This window comes from Bradyrhizobium iriomotense, from assembly GCF_030160715.1.
Classification (GTDB): Bacteria; Pseudomonadota; Alphaproteobacteria; order Rhizobiales; family Xanthobacteraceae; genus Bradyrhizobium; species Bradyrhizobium iriomotense.
Window position 1 is genome coordinate 46,565 of the sequence record NZ_BSOW01000030.1, and the last position, 21,206, is coordinate 67,770.

At 57.1% G+C, this 21,206-nt stretch carries 14 protein-coding genes; 5 read left to right on the forward strand and 9 right to left on the reverse strand.

The window, feature by feature from the left end:
* Positions 1-335: 335 nt before the first annotated feature.
* The 4 genes from QQL28_RS33705 to QQL28_RS33720 all read right to left on the reverse strand — a co-directional run bounded on the left by QQL28_RS33705 (position 336) and on the right by QQL28_RS33720 (position 5,231).
* Positions 336-1,256 (reverse strand): transglycosylase domain-containing protein, encoded by a 921-nt coding sequence (locus QQL28_RS33705; protein ID WP_284272571.1) that lies wholly within the window; start codon positions 1,254-1,256, stop codon positions 336-338.
* Positions 1,257-2,081: 825 nt separating this feature from the next.
* Positions 2,082-3,620: a class I adenylate-forming enzyme family protein gene (locus tag QQL28_RS33710; RefSeq protein WP_284272573.1), complete on the reverse strand. Its 1,539-nt coding sequence runs from the start codon at positions 3,618-3,620 to the stop codon at positions 2,082-2,084.
* A 157-nt stretch (positions 3,621-3,777) separates the two neighbouring features.
* Positions 3,778-4,449: a hypothetical protein gene (locus QQL28_RS33715; protein WP_284272713.1), complete on the reverse strand. Its 672-nt coding sequence runs from the start codon at positions 4,447-4,449 to the stop codon at positions 3,778-3,780.
* Positions 4,450-4,481: 32 nt separating this feature from the next.
* Complete coding sequence (locus QQL28_RS33720) at positions 4,482-5,231, reverse strand: P-loop NTPase family protein (RefSeq protein WP_284272575.1); 750 nt, start codon at positions 5,229-5,231, stop codon at positions 4,482-4,484.
* A gap of 422 nt (positions 5,232-5,653) precedes the next feature.
* Here QQL28_RS33720 and QQL28_RS33725 point away from each other — a divergent pair, with 422 nt between their 5' ends.
* On the forward strand, positions 5,654-5,941 hold the full coding sequence (locus QQL28_RS33725) for a hypothetical protein (RefSeq protein ID WP_284272577.1): 288 nt from the start codon (positions 5,654-5,656) through the stop codon (positions 5,939-5,941).
* Between the two features lie 236 nt (positions 5,942-6,177).
* Here the strand turns inward: QQL28_RS33725 and QQL28_RS33730 are convergent, their stop codons facing one another.
* The 4 genes from QQL28_RS33730 to QQL28_RS33745 form a co-directional block, all read right to left on the reverse strand.
* Positions 6,178-7,785: an acyl-CoA carboxylase subunit beta gene (locus QQL28_RS33730; protein ID WP_284272579.1), complete on the reverse strand. Its 1,608-nt coding sequence runs from the start codon at positions 7,783-7,785 to the stop codon at positions 6,178-6,180.
* A 1-nt stretch (position 7,786) separates the two neighbouring features.
* Complete coding sequence (locus QQL28_RS33735) at positions 7,787-8,290, reverse strand: acyl-CoA carboxylase biotin carboxyl carrier protein subunit (RefSeq protein ID WP_284272581.1); 504 nt, start codon at positions 8,288-8,290, stop codon at positions 7,787-7,789.
* Between the two features lies 1 nt (position 8,291).
* On the reverse strand, positions 8,292-9,767 hold the full coding sequence (locus QQL28_RS33740; protein WP_284272582.1) for an acetyl-CoA carboxylase biotin carboxylase subunit: 1,476 nt from the start codon (positions 9,765-9,767) through the stop codon (positions 8,292-8,294).
* A gap of 2,034 nt (positions 9,768-11,801) precedes the next feature.
* Positions 11,802-12,419 carry a hypothetical protein gene (locus QQL28_RS33745; protein WP_284272584.1) on the reverse strand — a complete coding sequence of 206 codons (618 nt, stop codon included), beginning with the start codon at positions 12,417-12,419 and terminating at the stop codon, positions 11,802-11,804.
* A 433-nt stretch (positions 12,420-12,852) separates the two neighbouring features.
* On the opposite strand from QQL28_RS33745, the gene QQL28_RS33750 reads away from it, so the two are divergent.
* The 4 genes from QQL28_RS33750 to QQL28_RS33765 all read left to right on the forward strand — a co-directional run bounded on the left by QQL28_RS33750 (position 12,853) and on the right by QQL28_RS33765 (position 19,904).
* Entirely contained in the window at positions 12,853-13,032 is a 180-nt protein-coding gene (locus tag QQL28_RS33750; RefSeq protein WP_284272587.1) for a hypothetical protein, read from the forward strand.
* 2,014 nt (positions 13,033-15,046) lie between these two features.
* A complete protein-coding gene (glmS, locus tag QQL28_RS33755) occupies positions 15,047-16,873 on the forward strand; it encodes a glutamine--fructose-6-phosphate transaminase (isomerizing) (protein ID WP_284272588.1) in 1,827 nt (608 codons plus the stop codon).
* Between the two features lie 507 nt (positions 16,874-17,380).
* Positions 17,381-18,493 (forward strand): glycoside hydrolase family 28 protein, encoded by a 1,113-nt coding sequence (locus QQL28_RS33760; protein ID WP_284272589.1) that lies wholly within the window; start codon positions 17,381-17,383, stop codon positions 18,491-18,493.
* Positions 18,494-19,103: 610 nt separating this feature from the next.
* Positions 19,104-19,904 carry a glycoside hydrolase family 12 protein gene (locus tag QQL28_RS33765; protein ID WP_284272590.1) on the forward strand — a complete coding sequence of 267 codons (801 nt, stop codon included), beginning with the start codon at positions 19,104-19,106 and terminating at the stop codon, positions 19,902-19,904.
* 220 nt (positions 19,905-20,124) lie between these two features.
* Here QQL28_RS33765 and QQL28_RS33770 read toward each other — a convergent pair whose 3' ends face one another.
* A complete protein-coding gene (locus QQL28_RS33770; protein WP_284272591.1) occupies positions 20,125-21,036 on the reverse strand; it encodes a pectinesterase family protein in 912 nt (303 codons plus the stop codon).
* Between the last annotated feature and the right edge of the window lie 170 nt (positions 21,037-21,206).

The window sequence follows — 21,206 nt, forward strand, 5'->3', positions numbered from 1 at the left end:
CGTATTCCAACCCGGTCGGTGATCTGCCGTCGGATGGTGTTGCCGGCAAACTCGGAAAGCCTTAGATTGTTGACAAGGGTGCGGCGACTGTCTCGATACTATAAGAGTCGGCATAGTTTTAGATGCGACGGGGACTGGGGCGCTACAACATTTCAAACGCGTCGTAGAGATCAGCTGACAGTAAGACAATCGAGGTAGCACAATACGTCCATCGGAATGAGCTCTGGTGAGCTTCTTTGTCGACGACGCAAGCTGAATTGGATCTTGCGAAAACTTCGCGGACAACGGTGGCACCCACCTGTAATTGTGCCAGAGAGCGATTCCGAGCGATCGTTCTAATTTGGTGGAGTCCCATTACGGCGCACGATCACTTTTGCGGCGTTGTGCCGTGCTCCGATCGCTTGGTCTTCAGTCATGAAACCGGCTTGGATCAAGTTGTCCAGCACCATGTTGGCGCGAGCATGAGCGGCAGTCAGGTCGATCTGAGGGGCATATCTTGTCGGAGCGTTGATCAGGCCGACCAGCATCGCAGCTTCAGCGAGGGTCACATCGCGAGCAGGCTTATTGAAGTAAAAACGCGCCGCACCGTCGACACCGAGGGTATCGCCGCCCATATCGACACAGTTGAGATAAAGTCTCAAGATTTCATCTTTGGTCAGATTCCATTCTAGCCAGACTGCGAGCAGTACCTGTTTGATTTTGTGTCCGATGCTGGGCTCGGTATCCAAAAGCAGTGTCCGTGCGAGTTGCTGGGTGATTGTGGAGCCGTCCTGGTGGGTGCCCTTCTGCGCCCCTACTAGCAGGACGTGGAGAGTGCCAGGGAAATCGATGTCGAGATGGTTGTAAAATTGGCGGTCCTCGGTTGCGAGCGTGGCCTTGATCAGCGCGTCGGGAAAGTCCCCAAGAGGGATCGGTACGCCATGGCCAATCGGCCCGCCGAGCCGGTTGAGCAAGCACACCGTGACATCGGAAACCTTTAGGCAATCCTCTTGCAAGGGGGGGCGAGTAGTCGAGATCGCAAACGCCAGCAACAGGAGCAATCCGCAGAAAGCGAAGGTCAGGGCTTCGGAAACGGGTTCGAGAAGGAGCCAGCGCTGCCGCCGGCCCAGAGAGATGCCATCTAGAAACCTCGAGTAACGGTAATATAATTCCCGCAACTCTCTCGCGTAGGACAGTAGGGCGGGTCCAAAGGACAGCTCGCGAGCCGACAAGCAGTGCCGGATGGTGGACGTCTTTGGTGGAATAATCTGAATCACGTGGATCTTTCAGGTTTACGTACACGGGCCTGAGCGGCGGGCGACCAGGCGTCTTTCGGAAGCGCTGCGGCAAAGCTTAAGGAGTTGCATACCTCAGCGGGATGCTGTTTCCATTTGGCGCGGGAGGCAGAGGCCTGCGCGAGGTTGAGATACGCGGTCGGTGATCTGCTGCGTCCAAGGGCGCTTTCGCCCGAATGCGCCCCGGTCGACAAAGTCCGATTCTGTAAATGTCATACCAGCTATTCGGGCAAAGATAGTTCGAACGACGGTGACCGAGAGCGGGATTGCACGTCGGTCTTAACTTCGGCTCGCATGTTCGATAGAACCGCGGAAAGCGGAGCGAAACGTTCGCAGGAGCTCATCTTTGCAAATGTCGGGTTGTCCGAATTGATCGATCGCGGTCGCAGCCGTTGGTGCCCACTGAAGAGTTGCGGTGCGTCTATTTCATTGCTCGCCGTATCTCGTGAAGCATATCGAAACAGATGATGTTCTGACCAAGCATCGATGCTCCCGCTGTCTGATGTGAATTCTGCCTTCTAAATCGGCAAGCAGGCTCGCCCGCCAACATAGGGGGCAAGTGTGGCGCCTTCGCGCGCTTGCTGAAGCGACAAATCGGCAACACCTGACATCCATCGCAAAGTGCGTCAACTTTTGTCCCGAAAATTCGACGAGCGACGTGTTGCCGACAGCTTCAGCCGATCTGGTCCGTGGGAAGGTGCTTCGTTGGAGCGTGCATTCGCCGATGATTCGCATCGGCACGCGCGGATGAAGCGCATGAACGCAGCGGCACAGGAAGCGTTGCGCGTACCCCCAAGATGCCGATCGTCAATCGCTGAAGTCTTTCTCGCCTGAGCGGGAATCGAGTTGTTTGAGCACTGTATGCTGAATCTTACCCAGTGCCGTTCTCGGCAAATCTTCTATAAAAATGATCTCGCGTGGCGCTTTGAAGCGTGCGAGATGCGATTGCACATGCGTTACGAGTGTCTCGCCGTCTATGCTGGCTCCGGATCGTTTGATCACATAGGCAACCGGCACCTCATCCCATTGTGAATCCGCCCGGCCGATGACCGCGCACTCAGCAACATCGGGATGCTCCAAAAGTACGCGCTCGACCTCCGCCGGATAGATGTTCTCTCCACCGGAAATGATCAGATTTTTCTTACGGTCATGGACCCAAAAATATCCGTCGGTATCGCGACGGGCGATGTCGCCAGTACGATACCAGCCGCCGTCATGCATCACCTCGCGCGTGGCCGGATGATTGCCCCAATATTCCTGCAACACGTTGGGCCCGCGCACAGCGATCTCACCTGGCGACCCCGCGGGCAACTCGTTACCTGCATCATCCATGACAACCGCTTCGCAGCATATTCCGGGCAGGCCAGTCGACCCTTTCCGCGAAAGGTCACCGCCGAGCCTCGTATAGATCGCAATGGGGCTTGTTTCCGTGGAGCCGTAAATGTGGAGCACCGGAACGCGGCGTGCAACCAGGCGATCAACCAGGTGCTGCGGCACGGTCGCGGAGCCGACGGAAACCGCCTTCAGTGACGACAGATCGGCCCCGGACCACGTTAGGTGGTCGGTCAAGGCCTGAATGGTCGCAGGCACCAGGACCGTCAAAGTGGGGCGATCATGCTTGAGCGCGGCAAGGGTAGCCTCAGCCGCAAACCGTGAATGGATTGTGACCGTCGCGCCGAGATGCAATGCAGGCGTCGTCTGAATGTTGAGCCCGCCGACGTGGAAAAGCGGCAATACGGTCAGCACATGATCGTCAGATGTGAGGGCGTGCATATGTTGGCTCATCACGCCATTCCACAATAACGCCTCCTGGCGAAGCACCGCCCCCTTCGGCCGGCCAGTGGTGCCTGAAGTGTAGACAATCAGAAGCGGGTCGGCCAGGTCTGCGCGGGGCTCGTAGCTGTCCCCCTGTGTCTGATCCAACAAGCCCTCCCACGTGCACGCGCCGGGAGACGCAAAGCCGAAGCCCACAGTTGCAATGTCGGGTAGCGTCTCCAACAATATCGGCAGAACGGCTCCAAAAGCCTGCTCAAGGACTAGAACCTTAGCACCCACGTTCGAAAGGATGAAAAGCTGCTCGGCCACCGCCAATCGCCAATTCATCGGCACCAATATCGCCCCGATCCGTGCACAAGCGTAGAGGAGAACTAGATAATCAGGGCGGTTGAGGCTCAGGACGGCAACGCGATCGCCTCTCTTGACGCCGAATGCAGTTTGCAGGGTCCGTGCTGCCCGGCCGATGCGTTGATTAAAGTCGGCGTAACTTAAGGTGTCGCCCTCGAAGTTGATCGCAGGTTTGTTAGGAGCGAACGCCGCGTTACGCTCAATCAATGTGGAGAGATTCACTATCCTTCATCCTGTGTCGTTGGGTCCGTACAGTAGCCACCCCCGAACTGGCCACACCATTGTCAGCGTTCTTTGAAGGCCGTGATCGTGTGTTACGCTCCTCCGGCAAATGCAGCTAAGCTACGATGGACTGCATTGTTTCCCTGTCGGGCCTCACTTAACACGACCATTGGGGGATCACACTCAGCTCGATATCGCGGAAAATGGTGTAATTCCGCCGTATCCACTGATGAAGTTCCGTCGAAGTGTCCTTCTCATGACGCAGATAGCCGGTGAAAGACAAACCTAGTCGGCAGATGTAATTATTTAGAAATACTGGCAGTGCCGCGAAACGCACCACGGGCCCGCGGTTCATAGCCTCGAACAATTCGCCGCGGACAAAGAATTCGTTATGTACGGTGATCAGGATCTGTTTCGGGACCTGCCGCCGCAGCATCTCATGCGCACGGGCTGAGACGCGGTCAACGTCTGCCACAAATAGAATGATTGGCACAACGTTGTGCCGTATCGCCTCGCTTAGGAAGCCGATCTCGCCGCACATCTTGAAGAATTCGTCGAAAGCGTGGAAGCCAAGGTCGATTACCTTGGCCACTCCGTCGTTTAGAATAAGTCGATCAACGAGCTGCATTTTGCCATAGGTATCGGTGACATCCGCTGTCTCTGTGATGGAGGGGAGGTAGTCGAGCAACGACGGCTCCTTCAGGTTGATGTCGAAGGAGAGCACCGCACCGTTCTTCAGCAGCAAGAACTCGCTCAAGAGCCGAGCAATCAGCGTCTTGCCGACTTGCGGGCTTGCAGAGCAGATGATGTAGACCGGGGTGGCCAAAATCGCTAGTCCAGCGCGCATGGATCCGCAAGCGACTATCTTTCGCCCGCACGGGTCACCGACTTCGCACCGGCGAGATCGGTTAGGTTGATCCGGTCATACTCGCTCCAGACATTGGCGAGCCAATGCCGTACGTAGCCGCGCAGCACGAAGGAGAAGTTCGCGGCGTCGTCGTGTGGTCCCTTGTTCGCGACGAAATTGACGAACGGAACGGAGGCCACCTCGACCTGTTCATAGGCCATCTCGTTGAGCTTCGGGATGGTCAGATCGGTGGCGTCTTTAATTCGCTTAAAATAGGAATCGTAGGTCGACTGATCCCACTGAAAGAACTGGGTGTCGTTGATGAAGTTCTTGACCAAATAGTATTTTGCGCCGCCCATGAAATCGCTTGTTTCAGCGATCTCGTCTAGCGAGGCGATGGACGATCCCAATACATGGAATACGGCGAAGGTAAGTTGGCCTGACCGGGCGGCGTCCAAAAAGCCTATATCGCGCAGGGACGCCAGCGCTGGAGACATCAGTCCGGCACGAACATCAATGACAGTGACGGATAGACCCGAGTTCAACGTATCGAAGATCTTCATCTGGTCCGCGGTTCTCGTCATGTCCACGATCTCGGTAATCGCAGGGTGAAAGCGCTTGAGCGTCCCGCGGGGCGACTCGGTATCAAATGCGCGGGTCTGCACATTGTTCGCGCTGAAATAATCCAGAAGCGTCCGAGATACGGTCGTTTTGCCGACTCCTCCCTTGTCCGCGCCGACCACAATCACAACTGGCTTTACCATAGAAGTCCTCTCAAGTTATCGTTTCATCCGTGCAACCGCGAAGCGCGCGGTATGCGTTTTCCGCTCCTGCTTTCGACGCTATGTTGGCCGAAAGAAAAGATCGTCCGATTTGTGAAATATCGATTGCCGTTACTGTTGCGGGTGGCGCTGTGGATTGTCGCGGAATCGACCGCATCCTGTTTTATGTCGGAGCCTGCACGTTTTGATGGCCATCAGCACGTTTTCCTCGGTTGGGGGTTGTAGGCGGCCGCCACAGCTGTGGCGGCTGTGATCTGGAATCTCGTTACACTCACCTCTTGAGCAACATCATCCGACTGAGCAGAGCGCACAGACCGAACAGGTGCGTCGCGATACTTCCATTCGTCGGCAAGGTGCCTAAGCGAAAAGTGCTGATCGCGCGGAACGCGAAGAGAAAAACCATCATGGTAGACGGCCTCAAGGCCGCGGCTAAAATGATGGAAAAAGTGTTCGACCACGGGCGAGCTCCTACAGGTTCAGGCTCAACGGATCGTCAAGCCGGAATTCTCAAGCGCATGGAGGATCTCGCTTGCGGCGCGCTGAGCGCCACCGCTGTCCCTGCCGATCAAGTTAGATGCCACGACCTCGGCGATTATGGCGCAAGCTCTTTCGCGCTCGGCGAAGCCGTCATCAACATAGTCGCCGCAAGCTTTGCAGGCGATCACCGGGCGGCCGCACCAGGGGTCGTGTAATGCGCTTTGATCATTGGCATGACATTTCGGGCAGTGCATGGGCAGGCTTTCGGCGTTGTTCAGCTTGTGAGCTATTTCGTGTCGGTGGAAACGAGTTCGTTCCGCCGGAAGGGAGTAGCGCGTCGGATGAGTGAAAAGCCCGTCCCGTTGAGTTGGAGCTCTCCTTGTGAAGTGCGGGTCGCGCGAAAGCGCGTACTCGTTGCCTTACCCATGTCGACTGCGCGTAAACCGCAACGCTACATTCGAAAGACACCGTAACGTGGCGCTTCGATTGGAGTATTAAGAGAAGCGCTCAAAGCGATTAAGAGTGCGTCTCGCGTATCTACGGGATCAAGAATACCGTCATCCCAAAGCTCGGAAGTTGCATAATAGGCGCTCGATCGTGCCCGATACTCTTTCATGATCGGCTCTCGAATGGCTGCCAGTTCTTGGTCGGACAAACGCCCGCCGTCACGCGCCAATTGCCTTGCCTTGACATGGGTGAGTACGCCCGCCGCTTGCTCCGCCCCCATGGCCGAAATCCGCGATTGTGGCCAAGTAAACAAGAAACGAGGATCGAATGCTCGCCCCGCCATAGCGTATGTTCCCGCTCCGTGGGAGCCATTGCAGATCACTGTGAGTTTGGGTACCGACGCTGCAGAGACGGCCATGATGAGGTTGGCGCCGTGCTTGGTGATGCCGCCATGTTCGTATTCTCGTCCGACCATAAAGCCGGTAGTATTCTGCAGGAAGAGCAGGGGCGTCCGGTTCTCGTCGCAGAGTTGGATGAAGTGAGCGCCCTTCAGAACACTGTGGTTCTGCAACACGCCATTGTTTGCGATAACCCCGATCTGATATCCGTGGAGACGCGCGAAACCGCATATCAGGGATCGGTCATAGCACGGCTGGTACTCATGAAATCGGCTGCCATCCACGAGGCGCGCGATGATCTCCAGAATGTTGAACTGAACGCGAGGATCCTTCGGAATGATGCCGTATAGCTCGGATGCGTTGTAAACGGGAGGCTCCGGAGCGGATTGATCAATCGCTTCTTTCGTTGGACGCTTTATGCGAGCGACGATGTCCCGCGCGATGGCAATCGCATGCTTTTCGCAAGTCGCGAAGTAGTCGCTCGTTCCCGAAACGCGCGTATGCATGTCCGCGCCACCAAGCTCTTCGGCAGATACCACCTCCCCGGTGGCGGCTTCTACGACTGGAGGTCCACCGAGAAAGATGGCCCCCGTTCCCCGCACGATGATGTTGTAATCGCTCAGCGCCGGAACGTAGGCTCCTCCCGCACTACAGTGCCCCATGACGATGGCGACCTGCGGCACTCCCATCTTAGCGAGGACTGATTGGTTACGCAGGATTCGACCCGCGTGGTAGCGATCAGCGAAGAACTCAGCCTGCAAAGGCAAGAATCCGCCGGCGCAGTCGCAAAGATGGACCACCATGAGGCGGTTCTCAATTGCGATATCCAATGCCCGTACAATCTTCTTCACGGATAGTGGATACCAAGCTCCACCCTTCACACTGGCATCATCTGCATGAACAATGACCTCGCGACCCGCCACGATGCCGAGGCCGACGATCTGCCCGGCGCACGGTACCTCGCCATCATAAGCCTTGTTGCCAGCGAGCGTTGAAAGCTCGAGAAACGGAGTTTCGGGATCGAGCAACGCTTCGATCCGATCACGAACAAATAGTTTGTTTTGCCGCCGCAGGCGCTCAATGTCTCGTGTCGGTCGATCGAAGCGAGCGGAACGCTGACGTTCCTTCAGCTCGGCCGCAAGCCGGCGGTTGTGGAGCTCGTTAAGGCGAAAGTCTTGCGACGTGGTGTCCACCTGAGAAACAATCCGCTGCATGTCAGCGCCTTTCGTCGGAAAACGTAACCAGCGCGGCGCCTTGTTCGAAGCTTTCGCCCACTTCAAAGTGAACGCGATCGACCACACCGCCCCGAGGGGCACGTACGACAAATTCCAACTTCATACTTTCGACCAACATCAGCGTTGCGCCTGGGCTGACGGCGTCGCCTCGCGAAACTCTGACCGCAACCACGACGCCGGGCATCGGTGCTTGGGCGGCATCATGACTTGCCAGCACCTCCGACAAATCGAATTCTCGCAATTGATCGCGGTATCGTAGGATGTGCGTCCTGCCGTGGATATGCAGATGAAGCACGTCACCGTCGATTGCAAATCTGACCGACACGGTCTCGCTCGCAATTTCGAGCATGCCACTGCCGTTGAAATGATGTGAGAGCGCCACCGGCGCAATCACTTCACCGCCGAAGTGAAGGCGATAGTCGCGTTGGCCTGGTGAAAGCCATAGTTCATAGCTCTCGGCATTAAGCGCAAAAGAATGCCTCACGTCAGTTTCTCCACTTGCCTAGCTCTGCGTGGAGCTTGGGCACGGCGTCTGCCGAATCGCGAACGGGCTTGGTCAGAAGTGCCGCGGCTGCCAAGATGGCGGGCAGATCGCTTCCGCATTGGCCAATGGCCAGGTGAGGATTCTCGTCGAGATAACCGGTATGAATCTGTCCGCTTAAAAACGTGTCGTCCATGAGCAGACGAGCGAGAAAATCGGCGTTTGTCTCGCAGCCGAGGAGCACCAACTGGCGCATCACGTGTGCCGCCTTCAATGCGGCTTCTCGGCGCGTGGCCGAATGTACGACGATCTTTGCGAGCATCGGATCAAACGCTGTCGTGATTTTCTGACCCTGGACAATACCGCTGTCGATTCGTACGCCTTCGCACTCTGGGTACTCCAACATGAGGATCTTTCCGGTCGTAGGAGCGTATTCCCGTTCAGGAGCCTCGGCGTATAGCCGTACTTCAATTGCGTGACCGTTGGAGACAATGTCGGATTGTGAGAGAGCAAGTTCGTGACCCGCGGCCACATGGAGTTGTTCGGCGACAAGATCGATGCCGGTGACCATCTCGGTCACTGGATGCTCGACCTGAAGTCGAGTGTTCATCTCAAGAAAATAGAACTCATGTCCATCGAAGATGAACTCGACCGTGCCAGCGTTTCGATAGTTGGCGTTACGAGCGACACCGACCGCCACCTCACAAACCCGCTTCCGCAATTCCGCGGACAAGGCAGGCGAGGGCGTCTCCTCGATGATCTTCTGAAAACGCCGCTGGACCGAGCACTCACGTTCGAAGAGATGGACGACATTTCCGAAGGAATCCCCTAGCACCTGCACTTCGATGTGGCGCGGCTTTTCAGCACATCGTTCGACGTAGAGCCGGCCATCGCCAAAGTACCGCAGCCCCTCACGACGAGCTTGAGCTATCGCATCATCGAGGGTGCCGAGGTCGCGCACAATCTGCATGCCCTTGCCTCCACCACCCGCCGAAGGTTTCACCAGCAAAGGTAAGCCAAGGTCCCGCGCTCGGGATACGAAGGTCTCTGGTTCGTCTTCTTCCACAGCTGCAGGTGCGACCGGAAATCCAGCCTGCTGAACAAATCTCCGAGCGCGGATTTTATCACCCATCAATTCGATGCTTTCGGGAGTCGGCCCGACGAATGTGATGCCAGCGCTCGCAACGGCCCTAGCGAATTCGGCGCTCTCCGACAGAAATCCATAGCCAGGATGCAACGCGCCTACATTGGCCCTGCGGGCGGAAGCGATGATTTGCTCGGCATCAAGATAGGCAGCGATCGGGGAACTACCCTCGAGGGCGATCGCTGTGTCCGCCATAGAAACGGCTAATGTTGCCGCATCCACCTCATGGTAGATGATTGCTGAGCGTAAGCCCAGCTTACGCAACGTCTTGATGATGCGGACGGCTATCTCGCCTCTATTGGCGATCAGAACTGTATCGAATGGTAGTTTCTGCATTCGCCTATTCGCTCAAACACAGGTCGAGAGTGCGACGTTTGGGAGCTGCGGGGTTTAGGGGGAATTGTCCGGGCTAGTCATGACTACGACACGCAGTAACTCCGTGGATCAGGGGAACCTGACTAGGACTGATCGATCGTTGGTCACGACGTCATTTCGAGCCTGCTTTTGCTTTTGCACTATCATGTGCTGACATCACGTAGCGACACTGGTCACTCAAGCTGTTAAGCTTTGTTCGCAGACAAGCAGCGACAGCGTCGACGTTCGGTATGGCACTGCTACACAAGCGAAGCACATCCGGGGTGCAAGCGCGTTGCTCTTCCTCCGTCGCTCGTCGCTCTCGGGCGACGGCGCTGAGAGAGCTCACTGCCGTAAAAGCAATGAAAGCTGCTACATGCCAACCTGCTCTATAGGTTCGACGAGGAAGGGGGGGTGGGTTTCGATTCACGAGATCCTCTTTAGGGGGGCGTTGGGTTGCGCGACGTTCAACGGTGTCTGTGGAGACAATTAGCCAAAGGCTCAGATTAGCCGCGCTCCTGGGGAGGGAGCGGTTATTCGAAAGTGACTAATGAGAGACAATCGCGACAATCATCTCAGGGGTCGAGGAGCTAAACGTCGACGATCAGAATCATGCTGTTCCGTGTTGGACAGCTTGGTCGCGCATTGGACTGGCGCTAGATTGTACATAGGTAATTTGTGACGAAGAGTACGCGTTAGAATGGGACCTGGAGGGTCTGAACGGAACCGAACGTTCTTGCACTTGGCCAACAACGACGCGATCACCTCCGCAGTCGTGTTCAGACTGCTTGCTGCACAAAAATAGTGCCAAATTGCATGTACGAAGGAGGTCTGGATCCTCACAGCATGGTGCGGCGTAGATCTGAACAGGCTGAGACATTGGCGATCCTTGAACTAGTTAGTGGCGTCGGCCTCGCCGGAGACCGCCGCTACTTGTTCGAGATCCTACAATTTGACGCCGCGTACGATTCAACCCCCTCCGAGCAGCTGGTCGGACGAAATATGTTAATTCTCATGCTGGCGGCAGACGCGTCATTCGCGAGACTAACGGGTGGGCCGCCAAGGTAGACGAAAAGCCGCCTCCACGAAGCACCGGGAGTAGGCGGGCTGTTGCTCTGCCGATCTTTGAAATTGTCGAACTGTCCCTTTCGCCAGAGAAGCGACGCTTCCGCGGCGTGCCGAGGTGCTGTCAGCCAACCTCCGAATTCCGCGACTGTTGCGAGGTTCGGGAACGCGAGCAAGGTCGCGGCCGGTGACCTACTAGATCTGGTGGGGAGTGAGAGGAATAGCTTGAATCTCACGCAGCGTCACATTGTAGGCGTGGATCGCGGAACACGAAAGGTACGCACCATGCTTCTACTGCACATGCTACCAATTTACGCGCTCGGCATAGATCATCGTATCGAGATGCCGGGAGCCCACTGTGCCCTATCTAATGAATGCGGCCGGTCTAAGGACGAGGAGGCGCAAAACATATGGGCTGACTGCCTCTCGCCTCAGGAGCGGATCAAGTACATCCGCAAAAATCGTTCGCAGTTTGAATTTCGCGGCTATCGTCAGATGGTCGGCGTCGTTCGAGGCCGCTGCTTTACCGGCGGCGCATTGGAGCTGGTAAACTGGCGACGTCGATTCAGGGTAAGAGCGTGGCGCCTCGCGCTATTATTCTGCGTCGCTACATGGTTAGCCATTGTTCTCGCTGTGATTCGAGCTGTCAGCTAAACGTTGGCAAGTTGGGCGGGCGCTACGAGCAAACGGACTTTAGTGAATAAGCTCGGATCGATCGATTGAGCGCGAGAAGGTCCGCGAGCGTCTGCGAATCCGGACTACCATGCCGACGGCGCGAATCGCATCTGGTCCGCCATGAGTGACTAGAAAACAGCGATTTGCTCGAGAGCACTCAGGGCACTGTCGAGCCGTCCACACGGGAGACGAACGCAGCTCGACGCCACTCTTTAGTGGCGTCAGTGCTGTGCCTCTATCGCGTGATGTCGCGGCGGAGGAGGCGTATCAGCTATATCAAGCGGCGGCGATAAGGGCACTCATCAACTTAATAAGAAGGCCAGGGTCGACTTGAGTAATAGATGCGCGTTCTAAAATGAGTTTGGCGATTTCGATCCGGTTAGAAGGAGTTCGCATACTTGGGGGTAATGCCAGGATTGCCTCATCAAGAAGCTGCCCCAGAGCCGAAAGCTGTTCCGGCTCGTACAGTTTGCCGTGCTCCTGTTCGAGACGGTCGCCTCCGATGACCGCATTCCCTGCTTGCTGGTCGAGTTTCGGACACATGCCGAGCTTCGCCGCTACCAGCTCGCTTGTAAGTGCATTGAGGAGACGGGTCGCTTCGATCGCGCTCTTGTCCTCGCAGATCAGTCTCGCAACCTCCTCGATTTGCAACTCAATAGCTTGCTTAAGATGCTGAATACGTTGACGAGTACATTTTCCGGAGGGTTGTGCAGTGGAGATATGTGGGTCAGCATCAGCCTTCAGTGGAACGGAAGATGAGTTGGCAAATACGCGGAAGGGGAACGCGAAATATCGAAGGAGTTGCGCAAGAAAACTTAACGTCATCACCCGATATGCCTGATTCAGACGCTCAATTACCCTCGATTTGCTGGACCCATACACTGTCATAGTCATGGCTGCCTCATGTATCCTTCTGGCACACGAATCTTCTGTTACGCTGCGGTCACATCCAGCGCGGCGTGGTTGCGGCCTGACAAAGACACTGCGGTAACCGTTTGAAAGGACTGTCTTCAGCTTGACTGTTGAGCGGGGGGGCAAACTTGGCCACCTAGAGCAACTGACTTCAACAGTCGACAGTAAATCCTCACGACCTGCACCATCCCCCAGCTCAACCTCCGCTTTGCCTAGCAGCCTTCATCGGCGTGGGTAAAATAGATTGTTGTGATGGAGGGCATTCACCTCCTGGATAGAACACAGCGACTATGGCCTCTTCCCGGGTGACGTGCGCGGCGGTCCAATGGGGTTGATCCGCTCGCGCCGCGCAATTCGAAGTGCTTCAGTCGAGCTTAGCAAGAAGATGCGGAACGGTCGGCCCAGAAGGTTTCTCGTGCACGATGCAGGCCCGGTGGCGCAGAAACAAACGATCGGCCGACCGCGTCTGCGGATTCACCGAAAGCGCGGACACCGCGCGACGATCTCGCTGCCCGAGATCGACCGGCGCTTTGACGAAAGTGCGCAGACATTCGATCAGAATCTCGCTCGCCCGGCCTTCTTTGATTCCAGATAATGCGATCCTGATGCCAATTGCGTTCGGATTGCAGATGAATCATGCAAGGCCCACTCATTCCAGGTGATGCCAGAGTTGTTCGTCCTTCGGCTGCAGCCATTGACCGATCCGTCCTTCCGCCCGAACAGCCCATTCAGTGTTGAGCCGACGGCGCTCCTCGCGTTCTCGCCGACCTGATGCCAACCCTTGCAGGCAGGGAACACCAATTCTCCGGTGGACCCGCGCTGAGCGCTTGCCAGCCCTACTCCGGCGGCGACGAGTATCCGATACATCACGCTATTCTTTCATCCCATCTGACGTCGAGACGGCGCCGTGAGTGTCTTTTGTCATCCTTTGATTGCTACAAGCTGACGCAACGTGCGATTCAAGTCATTTTTGCTTGTCTCGCGGAATTCATTCTATTCAGACGTGAGCGCAGCACATCTCAGGGCAAGCTGAGCCCGCTTATCGCGGCAGGAGACAAGCGCGAAATCAAGATGGCAGTTGCCGCTGCGTAAACTGAAAGAATAACGCAGACGGCAACTGCACCTAATCTTAGCACGTCTAGAAGACGGATCGCTCGTTTGCGTGTTCACCGATCAGCACTTCAAGAGCGAGCCAGTGATCAAAGCTCGACACCCCGCTGACGTAACACTGGCCGGGCAATCGGACGAAGCAATTGACGTTGCCGAGTGCGTCGACCAGAGCCATGAGTGTGGCAGTCTGGCCAACCACGCGAGCACCCCGACAGCGCCAGAGCCGCGAGCTGAGAGGAAATGCGCTGACGCTCGTATCCTGGGAGGACCGGTTGCGCGCAGCGCCACGAGCAGAGCCAAGCTTCGGCCTGATTGCGCGTCAGCGCGATGGCTGACCCGTCCAGTTTGTGCAGATGCCCTAGGCGAGCGAACTCAAAGCCGAATGAGCGTGACCATCCATATTGTAGATGCGGCCCATCAACACAATCGATTTTACCAATCTTGTAGGATCTTGCATAACGACGGCGGTTTAGAGAAAGGCTTCGGTCTAGTCGGGATGGTTATCGATCTTTGCCTGCGCGCGAAAGAGCATTTTCGGTGTACGTCGGACTTCCAGCCAAGCGCTTGTGTAGGCTGCCGCTTTCGGGTGCTTGTCTCACCTGACGTTGCGGGCGTTGGAAGCGATCGGTCACGGCTGAAGAACGGAGCCTTGCTGCAGAAGCGTGGTAGGTCGCGATCATGAGTTCGGGCTTTTTGAACTCTGGTCTAATGGCACAGAAGAAGGCGATGCGTGATCACGTTCGATGCGGACATCGCTCTTGTGCGGCTAAGGTTGGCGGCGAATGCCCTCGCCGCAAATGGACCGCCGGTAGAAGTCCTCCCTCTGCCGACGGAAGCTGGTGCGATGTGTAGCAGCGTCGCTCCTCCGAGACTGACTTCTGCCCGGCTACGGAAAGTGGCCGGGCGTCTTTTGCGGGCCGAACACATGCGACAGCCTGGAGGCGGAAGCGTCAGTCAGCTATTTGCTTCATTCTGGCATCAGCGGCGCACTTCTCGAGAACTGGCTGGGCCTCATGAATGATCCTCAGCGTGACCGACGAGTCATGAAGTTTATACTGGTAAATCACAGGACACCCAACGGCGCGTCGATCTGTAGCGATTGTTGTCAATCGCTAGAGACCGGTTACTTGAGAGATATGTCCGCGCGGCAGCACTATTGTGACTACGATTGTTATCGTCGTTACCAGGAGAAGAGACTGGGCGCGCATTGGTTCACGAACAAATGGAGCATCGATAGGATAGCGCAAGAATATCTGACCCACCTTGGAACTGTCGTTTCCTTTGCTGCAGTGACGTTCTGGTGTTCGATTGTGCTCGCCAAGGCTGCGATGCGCCTAGGTGAACCGGAACTGCTGAAGCGACCTCATGCGTAAGTGCACATCTGCAAGCCGCAGAATTAGACGTCTAACCTGCAGTATTAGAGCAGGCGATCGAGTATTGCAAAACAGTGGAGCAGATTTGAGAATGATTGTTCCAAGAGTCGGGGGATATTGATCCGGATGTGCGGGATTGTCGGCATTCTCGGGCGCGAACCGGTTGCAGAGCAATTGGTGGATTCGCTCAAGCGGCTTGAATATCGCGGCTACGACTCCGCGGGCGTTGCCACGCTCGAAGGCGATCACCTGGAGCGCCGCCGCGCCGAAGGCAAGCTGAAGAACCTCGAGGCACGCCTGCGTGACAAGCCGCTGAACGGGACGACCGGCATCGGTCACACCCGGTGGGCCACCCACGGCAAGCCGACCGAGCACAATGCCCATCCGCACGCCACCGAGCGCGTCGCAGTCGTCCATAACGGTATCATCGAGAATTTCCGCGAGCTGCGCGAGGAGCTCGAAGCGAAGGGTACGGTGTTCCGCACCGAGACCGACACCGAGATCGTGCTGCATCTGGTCGACGATCTGCTCACGCGGGGCAACAAGCCGGTCGAGGCGGTGAAGCTCGCCCTGAGTCGGCTGCGCGGCGCGTTCGCGCTCGGCTTCATTTTCGCGGGCGAGGGCGACCTGATGATCGGCGCCCGCAACGGTCCGCCGCTGGCGATCGGCCACGGCGATGGCGAGATGTTCCTGGGCTCGGACGCGATCGCGCTCGGCCCGTTCACCGATACGATCAGCTATCTCGAGGACGGCGACTGGGTCGTGCTGACCCGTAACAGCGTTGCGATCTTCGACAAGGACGGCCGCGCCGTCCAGCGCGACAAGATCAAGCACGCGGCCTCGACCTCGCTGGTCGACAAGGCCAACTACCGCCACTTCATGGCGAAGGAGATCCACGAGCAGCCCGAGGTCGTCGGTCACACACTGGCGCGCTATATCGACATGGCCTCCGAGCGCGTGTCGCTGCCGGTGAAGCTGCCGTTCGACTTCAAGGATATCCAGCGGATCACGATCACCGCGTGCGGCACGGCGAGCTACGCCGGCTATGTCGCAAAATACTGGTTCGAGCGAATGGCGCGCCTGCCGGTCGAGGTCGATGTCGCCTCCGAGTTCCGCTATCGCGAATCCCCGTTGCGCAAGGGCGATCTGGCGATCGTCATCTCGCAGTCGGGCGAGACCGCCGACACGCTCGCCGCGCTCCGCTACGCCAAGGCCGAAGGCGCGCACACGCTCGCCGTCGTCAACGTCCCGACCTCGACGATCGCGCGCGAGAGCGAGACGGTGCTCCAGACGCTCGCCGGTCCCGAGATCGGCGTCGCGTCCACAAAAGCCTTCACCTGCCAGCTGATGGTGCTCGCCTCGCTCGCGGTCGCCGCCGGCAAGGCGCGCGGCGAATTGTCCGAGGAGGACGAGACCAAGCTCGTGCACGGGCTCGTCGAAGTCCCGCGCCTGATGGCCGACGCGCTCGCCACCGAATTGCAGATCGAAAAGCTTGCGCACAGGATCGCCAAGTCGCGCGACGTGCTCTATCTCGGCCGCGGCACCAGCTTCCCGCTCGCGCTCGAAGGCGCGCTGAAGCTGAGGGAGATCTCCTACATCCACGCCGAGGGTTATGCCGCCGGCGAGCTCAAGCACGGGCCGATTGCGTTGATCGACGAGACCACGCCGGTCGTCGTCATCGCGCCCAACGATCGCGTATTCGAGAAGACCGTCTCCAACATGCAGGAAGTCGCCGCCCGCGGCGGAAATATCATCCTGATGACGGACGCCAAGGGCGCGGCCGAGGCGACGGTGGATTCGCTTGTCACCATCGTGATGCCCGACATGGCGTCTGCCTTCACGCCGATGGTATATGCCGTCCCCGTGCAACTTTTGGCCTACCACACGGCGGTGGTGATGGGCACCGATGTCGACCAGCCGCGCAATCTCGCCAAGTCGGTGACCGTCGAATAAGCAGGGAACGGGTGCGATCACCTCTGGACGTCAAGTTCGTGGACCATCATATGACGGCGCATTTCACCGTCAATGGGGAGCGACAGAAGTCTAGGTTGGCTGACGGGCGCCGCCTGCTGGTGTTCGGGCGCAGGCGCGTGTCTTTTGTTTCTGCGCCGCGTGGACTTACCACTCGTTCGTAGCGGGTCCTTCATCATGCCCTTATGGTTGTGAGGCGATCCATTCTAGCTCTTCGTAAACGAAGGCGACGGCACCTGGGTTCGGAGTTCGAGGTAGATTGGCGGTGAGCCGCTAAACTGAGAGTTGTTCATGTTAGCCCGTTTGCATTATCTGGCTTTGGTGTCGATGCTTGCCACAGTAGGCCTCGCACAAGCCAAGGATCGCCGCGCTGTCGCCGAGCCCGTTGCACCTAGTCATGTCTGCGCTCGGCTGGCGCCGTCTAGTGAAAACGTCACTGATAGGCTGCAAGACGCCATTGCTCACTGTCCCCCTGGCTCGGCGGTCTACTTGGCAAAAGGGATCTTCATGTCGGGTCCCCTCGAGATGAAATCCGGAGTAACGCTATGGATCGAGCGCGACGCCACGCTTATCGCTCTTGCCCAGCCGAAGGCATATGACAAAGGCTTGGGAAATTGTGGTCGCATCGGAGGCAAGGGTGATGGCTGCCGCCCATTCATTAGCTTCTCCAAAACACGGGGAGGCGGCATCTACGGCGATGGCATCATCGACGGCCAGGGCGGTGCGCTCATGGTTGGCACCAGCGAGAGTTGGTGGCAATTGGCGCGGCGCGCGCAAACTGAGGGTGGGAGCCAGAATGTCCCTCGCCTCATCCAGATCGACCATGCCCAGGACATTGCCCTCCACGGCATCACACTGCGTAATGCGCCCAATTTCCACGTAGCGATGAACCGGGTCCAAGGTGCCACCTTTTGGGGGGTCACAATTGATACACCGGCCGACGCCCGCAATACGGACGGCATCGATCCTGGCGCCAGCCAAGATGTGACAATTGCTCACTGTCAGATCCGTACTGGAGACGACAATGTGGCTATCAAAGCCGGAAATAATGGTCCTGCCCGCTATATTTCCATTATCGACAACTCCTTCGAGTGGGGGCACGGCATGTCGATCGGTAGCGAGGTTAGCTCAGGTGTCAGCGACATACTGGTGCATGGCCTGACCCTGGACAGCACGACATCTGGCTTGCGCATTAAGAGCGACGTCAGCCGAGGTGGCCTGGTGGAGAGGGTCACCTATGAGAATGTGTGCCTGCGCGGCAACCGATGGCCTATCTATTTCGATACACGCTATGATCTCCGGGCGCACGGTGACGAAGTGCCGGTCTACCGACAGATCGTTCTGCGCCACGTGCGTGGCGGTGGCGGTGCGCTGGTGATGCACGGGCTTGATCCAGCCCATCCGCTTGAGATTGCGTTGGAGGATGTACGATTCTCCGATAGCGCGACTTGGCAGGTGGAAAATGCAAATGTGGTGGTTTCAGCCGTGTGGCCGCCTTTGCGGGGTGAGCAAGGCCAACTGTTGTCTGGCGCATGGGAAGGCTGTGCAAAGGCATTCCTAAAAGCACCCAGCAAATCTGCGAACGGCATCGCGCCCCGATAGAATCTATCGCCTCTTGTTAGCTACGGCACGTGACCGAACAGGTAGCAAGCGTTCTGAGCGCCGCTGGCTTATACGGTGCCATCCGCACCCGACCGCCCAGCGGGATATGTTTGGCTGAACGTAAGCGACAAAGAGACAATCAGCTTGCCGCTTATTTTCCAGCTTCGGCTCATTGTCAGACTTTTGCGCCCGCAGGTGCCCCCTCGATCATCCGTTTCAGTCGAATGAAGAGGCTCTGGCCGATGATGATAGGCTTGTCGCCAACCTATTGAAATTAAAGGCAGTCACCAAACTTGCAAACCCCGGCAAATGAAATGAGAGCACCACGCTCATTGTTTGACGTTCGCTCCAAGTATGTTCGAACCAGGCTCGTCATCAAATGGATCGTTGCCTCCGTCTCAGCCAGGCTGCTGTCATGCGAGACGGCGAACCCGGTCGGGGTTCACTTTTCTCCTCTAGCTCGTCAGCTTCTCGAAAGCCAACCTCCCTAGCATTCGAACTTGGTCTCTAGATATCGATGCCGCCTATGAAGGAACTGGCCACGAACCTAGGGTACCCGCTGAATGGATCTGCAAAGAGACTCTGTTCTCAGAACCGAAAGGAGAGCTTCATGGATTCCAATCGGATAAACGGTGCCGGCTCGCCAGAGGCCCTAAGTGGGTACGCCTGGACACAGGAGAATCATGATCTATTTAGGCAGGCCGTGAATGATGCCAAGTCACCATCATCTGCCGCACCTGTATCGGCAAAGGCTCCGGTTTGGCGCTCGAGCGATCCATATGGCAGCTATTCACGCGATGGCTACTCTTGGAATAACGACGTATGGGGCGCGGGTGCTGGGCCGCAGACGATTTCGGTGGGTGCAGTCAACCAGTGGGGCGTGTGGTCGAACCAGCCTAACACTCCTGGCATCAAGAGCTATCCGCATGAGGCGTTTCACATCGGAAAACCGCTCAGTTCCATCAAGAGTCTGACCTCGAGCTTCAATCAGCAAGTTCCTAAAGGCGGCGCTTGGGACTTCGCCTATGATATTTGGGATAGCTCAAACGAGCACGAGGTAATGCTCTGGACAAACTACACCGGAAACCCGGACGGTAGCGGCAACGTTAAGCCAATTTCGTATAATTATGCCGCTTCCGGGGCCGCAATCCCGGTCTACAGCAATGTCAAAATAGGTGGAGCGACTTGGAACGTGTTTGAGGGCTTCAATGGTCACAAGGTCATCTCACTGCTACCTACTTCGAAAACCAACAGCGGCACGGTGGACATCAAGAGTGCCCTGGAGTGGATCAAGTCGACGGGCTACTTTGGCGACATAAAGGTTGGTAGCGTCCAATACGGCGTCGAGATCACTTCGTCCCCGGGGGGAATGCACTTCAATTTCAACAACTGGAACGTGACCTCGAAGTGAAGATCCGCGGGCGGTGAGCTAATCTGCGCTTATGTCATTGAGCCACGCCGACTGACGGCCGCAGCTTGCCGCTTACGGCTGAACGGGGAGCTGAGGAAGTTCGCGAGGTGGTTCGCAGACCCTAACGAGCAGATAGTAAGGCGGTGCACAGCTGTACGTGCCAGATCCAGAACGACGCAGCGGTAGACGTACCAGATCTCCACGACCGCCCCATGGTTTCCTATCTTGATGGTGAGCTCGGCAGCCAGTTCGTGTCATCAGCGAAGAACGCTTTGAGCGACCATTGCTTGGCTTCGCTGTCGGTTAGCTGATGGGAGTAAGACTCCCGTCCTCTGGGATTGGCGCCGATACCGGTGGATTGGTATTCGGCATAATAGGCGGTCTTCAGTCTGTTGGTCTTACCGCGGTCCCACTCGCTCCAGCCTTCCGGTATCACCGGCGCATTCATCCGGGTGAATAAGAAGATCACTGTGGCATAAGAGCGCCAAGGGCGGCCAAGGGCGATGCCATGAGCGCTCAGATCGGCGGTCAGGGTGCAATGGTCGAAAACATACGCGCTGTCTTCGTCCGGCGAGTCTTTGCTTTGTGCGGTATACACCACAGCCTGGTTGGCGATGCCGTGCAACTCGCAATGTTGGAAATAGGCCTTGGCGTTGCCGAATATATAATCGACATGGCCCTCGATGTAGCAGTCCGAAAAGTATTGCCGTGCTGTTCGGCCGTTCGGCCCTTTGTTGGCGAATAGTGTGTCCTGTGCGCCGAGGAGCCGGACGCGGGTAATAATGTCCTTGTCTCCGGTAATAGACAGCGCCACCGCTTGCGACGGCGGATTGTCTGGATCCAAGGAATAGTCGTTTTGTATCGTCAGATTATCGAGCCGGAAGTCATCGCCAGATGCGTCCATGGTGGCGGAATGAACGGTTCCACCCACTTTGATCGCGTCGTCGCCGTAGACGACCACTGTGTCCTCCGGTTTCTCGCCGGTGCCTTTGATGTGAACGCCAGGTTTGCCGACCTTGATCTTTTCGCGATAGACGCCCGGTGCGATCAGAATTTCGCCGCCGCGAGCCGGCAGTGCGTTTACCGCCTCCTGGACGGAGCGATAGGCCATGTGCCCGAATTGCGAGACCAAGAGCCGCTCCGCATGTGCTTCCGATGGCTGCAAGCATCTGGTTAGAACGGCGGCGGAAATCAGGAGAATTCGCATAATGGTCCCCCACTCTTTGTCGAGCGAAACAAGGATTGCGCTTAGAGACGCGATGCTCGGCCAAACGTTTTGTGTAGTTGCATCCTTCCCCATTC